The organism is Citreimonas sp. (genome assembly GCF_042096055.1).
Lineage (GTDB): Bacteria > Pseudomonadota > Alphaproteobacteria > Rhodobacterales > Rhodobacteraceae > Citreimonas.
Genome location: NZ_JBELMH010000037.1, coordinates 26,139 through 31,754 on the forward strand (window position 1 = coordinate 26,139; position 5,616 = coordinate 31,754).

The 5,616-nt window shown below is 70.8% G+C and carries 5 protein-coding genes and 1 pseudogene; 5 read left to right on the forward strand and 1 reads right to left on the reverse strand.

All coding sequences use genetic code 11. The features are described 5' to 3' along the window. Window positions 1–1,427, forward strand: a 1,427-nt coding sequence (locus tag ACFDTC_RS10075) for an acyl-CoA dehydrogenase family protein (RefSeq protein ID WP_375258748.1), incomplete at its 5' end; no start/stop codon positions are given. A 21-nt stretch (window positions 1,428–1,448) separates the two neighbouring features. On the opposite strand, the gene ACFDTC_RS10080 is transcribed toward ACFDTC_RS10075, so the two are convergent. Further along, window positions 1,449–2,291, reverse strand: a complete 843-nt coding sequence (locus ACFDTC_RS10080) for an AAA family ATPase (protein WP_375258749.1) — start codon at window positions 2,289–2,291, stop codon at window positions 1,449–1,451. Between the two features lie 166 nt (window positions 2,292–2,457). Between ACFDTC_RS10080 and dksA the strand changes: the two genes are divergently transcribed. The 4 genes and pseudogenes from dksA to ACFDTC_RS10100 form a co-directional block, all read left to right on the forward strand. Beyond that, window positions 2,458–2,880, forward strand: a complete 423-nt coding sequence (gene dksA, locus ACFDTC_RS10085) for an RNA polymerase-binding protein DksA (RefSeq protein WP_375258753.1) — start codon at window positions 2,458–2,460, stop codon at window positions 2,878–2,880. A gap of 97 nt (window positions 2,881–2,977) precedes the next feature. Further along, complete coding sequence (locus tag ACFDTC_RS10090) at window positions 2,978–4,153, forward strand: FAD-dependent monooxygenase (RefSeq protein WP_375258750.1); 1,176 nt, start codon at window positions 2,978–2,980, stop codon at window positions 4,151–4,153. A gap of 46 nt (window positions 4,154–4,199) precedes the next feature. Beyond that, window positions 4,200–5,174: an XdhC family protein gene (locus tag ACFDTC_RS10095; protein WP_375258751.1), complete on the forward strand. Its 975-nt coding sequence runs from the start codon at window positions 4,200–4,202 to the stop codon at window positions 5,172–5,174. Next, a pseudogene (locus ACFDTC_RS10100) lies at window positions 5,171–5,616 on the forward strand (molybdopterin biosynthesis protein); the annotation flags it as partial. The gene ACFDTC_RS10095 and the pseudogene ACFDTC_RS10100, both read left to right, overlap by 4 nt.

Here is a 5,616-nt window from a genome sequence, read left to right on the forward strand (position 1 = left end):
GCGCCGCCGAGGCGAACCCGCCGCAGCACCTCGCCTTCGACCGCGCCGGGCGGCGACTGGACGAGGTGCGCTTCGACCCCGGCTATCACGCGCTGATGCAGACTGGCCTGGCCGCCGGCTACGCCGCGCTGCCTTGGGACGGCAGCCCCGGCGGTCACGCCACGCATGCGGCGATGGTCTACATGGCCAGCCAGCGCGAGCCCGGCCATTGCTGCCCGATGACGATGACCTACGCCGCGATTCCCGCGCTGGCGGGCGCGACGGGGCCGGTGGCCGCGTTTCGCGACAAGGCGATGAGCCGAGTCTACGATCCCTCCGTCGCCCCGGTCGCGGGCAAAAGCGGCACCACGATCGGCATGGCGATGACCGAAAAGCAGGGCGGCTCGGACGTGCGGGCGAACGCCACGCGCGCGGAAAAGGCCGACGGCGCCTGGCGGCTGACCGGGCACAAGTGGTTCTGCTCGGCGCCGATGTCAGACGCGTTCCTGACGCTGGCGCAGACAGGGGCCGGGCTGTCGTGCTTCCTGGTGCCGCGCTGGCTCGAGCACGGGCGCAACGGCATCGTCATCGAGCGGCTGAAGGCGAAGCTGGGCAACCGCGCCAACGCCTCGGCCGAGATCACCTATCACGGCGCTGAGGCGTATCTTCTGGGCGAGGATGGGCAGGGGGTGCGCACGATCCTCGCGATGGTGCACCACACGCGGCTCGACACCGCGATGGCGCCCGCCGGGCTGATGCAGGCCGCGCTGGTCGAGGCGCATCACTGGTGCGCCGGACGGCGGACGTTCCAGAAGCGGCTGATCGACCAGCCGCTGATGCGCGCGGTTCTGGCGGACCTGGCGCTCGACCGCGAGGGCGCGCTGGCGCTGGGGATGCGCGTGGCGCAGGCCTTCGACGATCCCGACCAGGCGGCGTTCGCCCGGATCGGCGTGGCGCTGGCCAAGTTCCTGTCGAACAAGCGCTGCCCGGTCGTGGTCGCCGAGGCGATGGAGGTGCTGGGCGGCATGGGCTACGTCGACGACACGCCGCTGCCGATGCTCTACCGCGAGGCGCCGCTGAACGGCATCTGGGAGGGCTCGGGCAACGTGATCTGCCTCGACATCCTGCGCACGCTGGCCCGCGTGCCCGAGGCGGGCGAGGCGCTGCGCGCCGAACTGGCGAAGGCGCGGGGCGAGAACCGGCATTACGACGCCGCGCTGGCGGGATTCGCCGCGCGGTGGCCGGGCCTGCCGCCCGAGGCCGAGGCGCGCTGGTTCTGCGAACAGGCGGCGGCGCTGCTGACCGCGTCGGTGCTGCTGCGCCGCGCGCCGGTGGCGCTGTCGGATGCCTACGCCGCGACGCGCCTCGGCGGCGAGGGCGGCCGCATACCGGGCGCGATGGCCGCGCGTGAGGTGGACGTCTTGCTCGACCGGCTGGCGCCGGGCTGATCGAACCAGCCCGGCGCGGTCTCAGCGCCCCTGACGGCGGGCCATGAAGGCGAGGCGTTCGAACAGGTGCACATCCTGCTCGTTCTTCAGCAACGCGCCGTGCAGCTTCGGCAGCGCGCTTGCACCGTCGCGCTTGAGGTCGGCGGGGTCGAGATCCTCGGCCAGCAGCAGCTTCAGCCAGTCGAGCACCTCGGACGTGGAAGGCTTCTTCTTGAGGCCCGGCTGTTCGCGGATCTCGAAGAATTGTTCCAGTGCTGCGGACAGCAGCGCCGGCTTGATGTCGGGGTGGTGCACGGCGACGATCCGGCGCAGCGTCTCGGCGTCGGGAAAGCGAATGTAGTGGAAGAAGCAGCGGCGCAGGAAGGCGTCGGGCAGCTCTTTCTCGTTGTTCGAGGTGATGATCACGATCGGGCGATGGCGCGCGCGGATCGTCTCTCCGGTCTCGTAGACGTGGAACTCCATCCGGTCGAGTTCCTGCAGCAGGTCGTTCGGGAATTCGATGTCGGCCTTGTCGATCTCGTCGATCAGCAGCACGACCTTGCCGTCCGCCTCGAACGCCTGCCACAGCTTGCCCTTGCGGATGTAGTTCTTCACGTCGTGCACGCGTTCGTCGCCCAGCTGGCTGTCGCGCAACCGGCTGACCGCGTCGTATTCGTACAGGCCCTGCTGCGCCTTCGTGGTCGACTTGATCGACCATTCGAGCATCGGCAGCCCCAGCGCGTCGGCCACCTGGCGGGCCAGTTCGGTCTTGCCGGTGCCCGGTTCGCCCTTGACCAGCAGCGGGCGTTCCAGCGCCACCGCGGCGTTGACCGCCAGCGTCAGGTCCTCGGTGGCGATATAGGCGTCGGTGCCTTCGAAGCGCATGGGCGATCCCCTTCACGAAGCGTTACGAACCGGCCCCCTTTTCGCCACATTGCCGCGGCAAAGTGTAGTGACATCGGTCGGGGCTTCGGTTAAGTGCTGCCCGCAGGGGTGCCAGATATCTAGGGAAAATACCATGTCGGATATTGGCGTTGACGAGGGGATCAAGATGAAGCCCGAAAGTTTCCTGCCAGACGATTACCGGCCGGCCGAAGATGAACCTTTCATGAACGACAAGCAGCTGGAATACTTCCGGCGCAAGCTTCTCGCATGGAAGTCCGACCTTCTTGCCGACAGCCGCGACACGATCGAGGGATTGCAGCAGGCCACGCGCAATATTCCCGACGTCACCGACCGCGCGAGCGAAGAGACCGACCGCGCGATCGAACTGCGCACCCGCGACCGCCAGCGCAAGCTGGTCGCCAAGATCGACGCGGCCCTTCGCCGGATCGAGGACGGCGAGTACGGTTATTGCGAGGTGACCGGCGAGCCGATCAGCCTCAAGCGGCTGGACGCGCGGCCCATCGCCACCATGAGCCTCGAGGCGCAGGAACGGCACGAGCGCCGCGAGAAAGTCCATCGCGACGACTGAGCCGTGAGACCCGGTCATCGGAACATCGCGCCATGACGGCCGTATCAGATCATCTGCGCCGGGGTTTTCGCCCCGGCGTTTTCGCGTCGGCCTTCGCATGAGCGTTTCGGGCCGGGCGGTGACGGTTCTGGGCGCCGGAATCGGCGGCCTCGGCTGTGCGCTGGCGCTGGCGCGGCGCGGCGCGCGGGTGCGGGTGTTCGAGCAGTCGCGCGAGATTGCCGAGGTCGGCGCCGGCATCCAGATCAGCCCCAACGGGATGCGCGTGCTCGACGCCCTCGGCCTTGGCGACGAGGTGCGTGCCGGTGCGCCGCGGGCGCGTGCCGTCAGCCTGCGCAATCACGCCGACGGACGCGAGGTCGTCCGCCTGGACCTCGCCCGCCTCGCGCCGGGGCAGGATTATCGCTTCGTACACCGCGCCGACCTGATCGCGGCGCTGGCCACCGCCGCGCGCGAGGCGGGCGTCGAGATCCGGCTGGGCCGCCGGGTGCACGGGGTCGAGCCGGGCCGGCCCGCGCGTCTGCGCCTGGCCGGCGGCGCAACCGCCGAGGCGGACCTGGTGATCGGCGCGGACGGGGTGCATTCGGTCCTGCGGCCGGTCTTGGAAGGACCGCAGAAGGCGCGGTTCACAGGGCAGGTGGCTTGGCGCGCGGTGATCGACAATGACATCGACCATCCGCCCGAGGCCCGCGTGCACATGGGCCCCGGCCGGCACCTGGTCAGCTACCCGCTGCGCGGCGGCGCCGCGATCAACCTCGTCGCCGTCGAGGAGCGTGCCGCCTGGACCGCCGAGGGCTGGGATCACGCCGACGATCCCGATGCGCTGCGCGCGGCCTTCGCCGGGTTCGGCGGCCGCGTGCCGGCCATGCTGGGCGCGGTCGAAAGCGTCGGGCTGTGGGGCCTGCACCGGCACCCGGTCGCGGGCCGCTGGCACGGCGCGGGCGTGGCGCTTCTGGGTGACGCGGCGCATCCGACCTTGCCCTTCCTGGCGCAGGGGGCGAACATGGCGCTCGAGGATGCCTGGGTGCTAGCGGCGTGCCTCGATGCACGCGACGACACCGACGCGGCACTGGCGCGCTACCGGTCCCTGCGCCTCAAGCGGGTGACGCGCGTCATCGCCGCGGCCGAGGGGAACGCGTGGAAGTACCACCTGCGCAACCCGCTGATCCGCCGCTCGGCGCACCTGGCGATGGGGCTGCTGGGACGCGCGGCGCCGGGGCGGATGGTGCGCGGGTTCGACTGGCTTTACGCGCACGACGTGACCCGCGAGGCATGAGCCATACGTGCCGAAGGCACCGGCACGAGGACGAGGGAAAGACCACATGAGCGAGGACTTCGACAGCATCCCGGAAACCGCGCTGCGCTGGCACGAGGCCGGGCAGGGCGCGGTCCTGGCGACCGTGACGCAGACCTGGGGCTCGGCGCCGCGCCGGGTGGGCGCGCAGCTGGCGATCTCGGGTGAGGGCGCGATCGAGGGGTCGGTCTCGGGCGGTTGCGTCGAGGGCGCGGTGATCGTCGAGGCGCTCGAGGCGCTGGAGACGGGCGAGACGCGCGAGCTGGAATTCGGCGTCAGCGACGACGACGCCTTCGCCGTCGGGCTCGCCTGCGGCGGCACGATCAAGGTGCTGGTCGAACCGGTGGCCGGCGCCATGCCCGAGGGATTGCTGCGCGATCTCGTCGCCGCACGGGCGGCGCGCCGGCCTGTGGCTTACGTCGCCGACTTGGACACCGGCAATCGACGGCTGGACGAGACAGGGCACGACGCGCGCTTCCGGCTCGACCGATCAGGCTTCGAGGAGGACGCGCCGCGCACCTTCGTGGCGATTCACAACCCACCCTTGCGCCTGATCGTGGTGGGCGGCGTGCACATCGCGCAGGCGCTGCTGCCGATGGCGCGGATCGCCGGCTACGATCCGGTCATCGTCGACCCGCGCGAGGCCTTCGCCTCGGCCGAGCGGTTTCCGGACACGCGCCTGCTGCACGACTGGCCGGACGAGGCGCTGGACGCTTTGGCGCCGGATACCCGTACGGCGCTGGTTCTGCTGACGCACGACCCGAAGCTGGACGATCCGGCGCTGCATCGCGCGCTGCGGTCCGGGTGCTTCTACATCGGTGCGCTGGGGTCGACCCGGACGCATGCCAAGCGTGTGGCGCGGCTGACCGAGGCGGGGTTCGCCGAGGACGAGATCGCGCGCATTCACGCACCGGTGGGGCTCGACGTGGGCGCCGCGTCGCCGGCCGAGATCGCGGTGTCGGTGATCGCGCAGATGACCCATGTGCTGCGGAAAGGCACATGAGGTTCGGCGACATCCCGCTGGACGCAGCGCAGGGCGCGATCCTGGCGCATTCCGTGGCTTTGCCCGACGGCCGCCTGCGCAAGGGCCGGCCGCTCGACGTCGACGACATCGACCGGTTGCGTGCCGCCGGGCACGACAGCGTCACCGCCGCCGTGCTCGAAGCCGGAGACGTGGCCGAGGATGACGCCGCCGCGCGTCTGGCGCACGCGCTGGTGCTCGATCCCGACGCCGCCGGGCTGGCCCTGGGGCGCGCCGCGACTGGAAGGGTGAACCTGCACGCGACCGGCGCCGGCGTGGTCGAGATCGATGCAGCGACCATCGCCGCCGTCAACGCCGTCGATCCGATGATCACCGTCGCGACCGTGCAACCGCATGCGCGGATGGCCGCGCGCGGCATGGTCGCCACCGTCAAGATCATCTCCTACGCCGTGCCCGAGGCCGC